This is a genomic window from Candidatus Enterococcus wittei (genome assembly GCF_002140175.1).
Classification (GTDB): domain Bacteria; phylum Bacillota; class Bacilli; order Lactobacillales; family Enterococcaceae; genus Enterococcus_B; species Enterococcus_B wittei.
In genome coordinates this window covers 85845-88799 of sequence record NZ_NGMO01000002.1, presented here as the reverse complement: position 1 = coordinate 88799, position 2955 = coordinate 85845, and the positions used below count along the sequence as shown (strand labels likewise).

Here is a 2955-nt window from a genome sequence, read left to right as displayed (position 1 = left end):
CTATTATCCAAAGCATAGTAAAAAAGTATAATGGGAAGATAAAATATCATGTAGATAACAATATTTTCATGATAGAAATCCTATTTTCTAACCTTTTTAATTAGAAAAGCAACATAAATATAACCATTCACCACCAAACATAACCACTCACCAAAAAGCTATTTTTTATGATTCAATCCCTATGCTATAAGTAAGTCATAGAGATTGAATCTTTTTTATACGGTCAAGGAGGAAAAAGCAACGAAATGTATAGGTTTTTATTGGAATTGGATTTGGGAATGGCTTTTATAAAATTTCTTTAATTTGAAGAAAATGAAATGAAAGGTACGGTGGTGCTTATGATTTGTATTTATTAGAGATAATAGAAAAGAGAATTTTGTTGAGTTTCGTATTGAAATTAAGGAAGAAATGAAAGTGAAAGTAATAAAAAATTTCAAAATACAAATAATTACAGGTTTGGTTGCTTTACTGACTCTTGTGTCTTTTATATTGCCGAGTGGTGTAGGAGTTGCTCAAGCTTCAATGTATGATTTCCCACTTGAAAAAGAGACTTCTCAAACTGTAGATACTTACTTAGAACAAAATCCAATAAGTGTTCCTGGAATGAATGATGAAGATGCAAATGCTATTGCAAAGAACATGATAAGCTTTGCTGAGAAATCAGTAGGAGTTAGCTCCACCGAAAAATCAGTCATTACCAACAAATTTATTGAAAGTATGAATAGTGAATTTTCTCTTCATGTATCTACTAATTTATTAAATTTCGATAAAGTAACTGTTCTTCAAGTATCTGGAGAAACTAGAGAAGAAGATTATTATACTATCACTGTTCCAGTAACTGATGATAAATACAATTTCTTTAGTAGTGTAACAGCCATTTATGATATGAATCAAAAGCTAAAAGGTTATCAAGAAACTCTTGTTTTTGAATCTGCTTCAAAAACATTTGAGGTCGAATCATATGCAGATGGTAGCTTGATGAATCATGAAATTTTAGATGAAGCATTTGTTGCAAACGAAGATTTACAACAACAACTTCAAGATGTACAAAATGAGATAAAGAACTTGCCCCAAGCAAGAGGCTTAGCTGAAAAAGCTGCTTGTCTTGTAATTGTATTAGGGATTAGTCGTACTATTGCTAACATTATTGCTCCAGTTTGTGCAGGTGCATGTCTTGCAGTTCCAGTAGTTTGTGCCGCATGTATTACTGGATTTGTAGCATTAGGTGGTTCAGCAATCGCTGGAGTGATTGGCTGCTTTAAATTATAAGAATAAGAAAAGAGAGTATAAACTGAAACGGAAGGAACCGTGGTAATAAAATGACAAAGAAGAAGAAAAGGAAAATAATTTTAGTAGTTGGAATTTTTATCGCTATATTTGGTTCCTTCCTTGCATTTAAAATATCATCTCCCAGTGAGCCTCTAGAAACTATTGGAAATGCACAGATGGAAACGATGTTGAGTTCTAAAGAAAAAAAGGATGTCTTTGTTTATGTTGGACGTCCAACTTGCCCTGAATGCCAAAAATTTGAACCTATCCTGAAAGAAACATTAACGGATGAATATAAGACGATGTATTATTACAATACAGATGTGGCAAGAAAGGATAATGAGGAGTCTCTTCAGTCTCTTGCTTCTGAATTGGGAGTGGAGGTTGTTCCAACTATAGTTAAGATTTCTAACGGAAAAGTTGTTTCTAAACTAGAAGGTATTAAGAACCAAAAGGCAATACTAGAGTTCCTTAACTGAGTGAGTAGTTAGGAAGTTGTTGGAGTTATGAAAAGAAACAATCTTTCAAACAGGGAAGATTTATTGATTGCTTTGATGAAGATTACAGTTATTACTAATATAGTTGGAAATATTTTCCAATCTTTAAGAGAAGGATATAGCTTTTTGGTAGTAAATATACTTTTTGCTACTTGCTTACTATACGTTATCAGATTACCTAGAAAAAAAAGTAAAGAGGAAAAAATATTTATCATTGTGAGCTTTGGTCTTTCAATATATGCAAGCTATCTAATAATCATTTCGCTTTTTCAGCATATAATGTAGATTTCTAAGTTATTGAGTGGAAGTGACAGAAAAACCTTCGTAAACATTGATATACAAGTGTTTATAGACATTTTCCCAATGAACTGGGAACAATTTGGGAACAGTAGAGAAATAAAAAAAGGTTTTTTTGTCAAATAGGACTGATAAAAGTCTATACTGGTTGTCTAGCAGAAGGAACCTCTTCTGTTAGACAACCTTTTTGTTATTTCTATCTGTTAGTCATTGATTTTACTATTTAATGAAGAGAATAGATATTCTCCTAATTGAATAATCATGATTACAATAGTTAGAGATTTAGGTATAGAGTAAAACATATACACCATACCCCATTTTTTAGGTTTTATTGAGACCTGCAGATATATTATTCCTATAATAAAGTTCAGGTAGAATAATGAACTACTGAATTCGATATTTTCAATCAAATTTCCTACGGTATTGGCAATTACTAAAAAACTAAATAGTTTTTTCTTTAAATCGTGTTCATCAATTTTTTTCATACAAGAAAAATCCTCTATTGATTGACAGTCAATATTCAAAAGAAATTGATGCATTTTGTAACTAGTGCATTGAGTTATTATTAAAACTTGATACAGTAGAGACCCCAGCTAATATTACTCCTATACAACATAAAATAAGCCAGCTTAACATTTGTATATCTACTACAAATGTTTTTGTTTTAATAAAAACAAAGACTAAAAACAGAATAGCGTAAAATAAAAAGTAGTAAAAAAATTTTTTGACATTATTACTGCCCTTCATTGGGAAAATGATGCCTATCAGAACTGGGAACTGCATTGCTATAAAAATTAACAATATACTTTTCAGACTTACAGAATCTCTATGGTACCAGTACGAAAATAAGGAAGTTAATAAAAGTATAGTAAAATAATACAAGTACCATGTC

At 30.8% G+C, this 2955-nt stretch carries 2 protein-coding genes; both read left to right on the top strand.

Annotation, left to right across the window (positions count from 1 at the left end):
- The first annotated feature begins 414 nt into the window (after nt 1-414).
- Nucleotides 415-1269, top strand: a complete 855-nt coding sequence (locus A5844_RS14570) for a hypothetical protein (protein ID WP_244610848.1) — start codon at nt 415-417, stop codon at nt 1267-1269.
- A 50-nt stretch (nt 1270-1319) separates the two neighbouring features.
- Nucleotides 1320-1748: a thioredoxin family protein gene (locus A5844_RS04770; RefSeq protein ID WP_086284147.1), complete on the top strand. Its 429-nt coding sequence runs from the start codon at nt 1320-1322 to the stop codon at nt 1746-1748.
- Nucleotides 1749-2955 lie beyond the last annotated feature (1207 nt).

Coding starts and splice junctions, on each gene's coding strand:
- A5844_RS04770 (WP_086284147.1), top strand. CDS start 1,320: ATGACAAAGAAGAAGAAAAGGAAAATAATTTTAGTAGTTGGAATTTTT.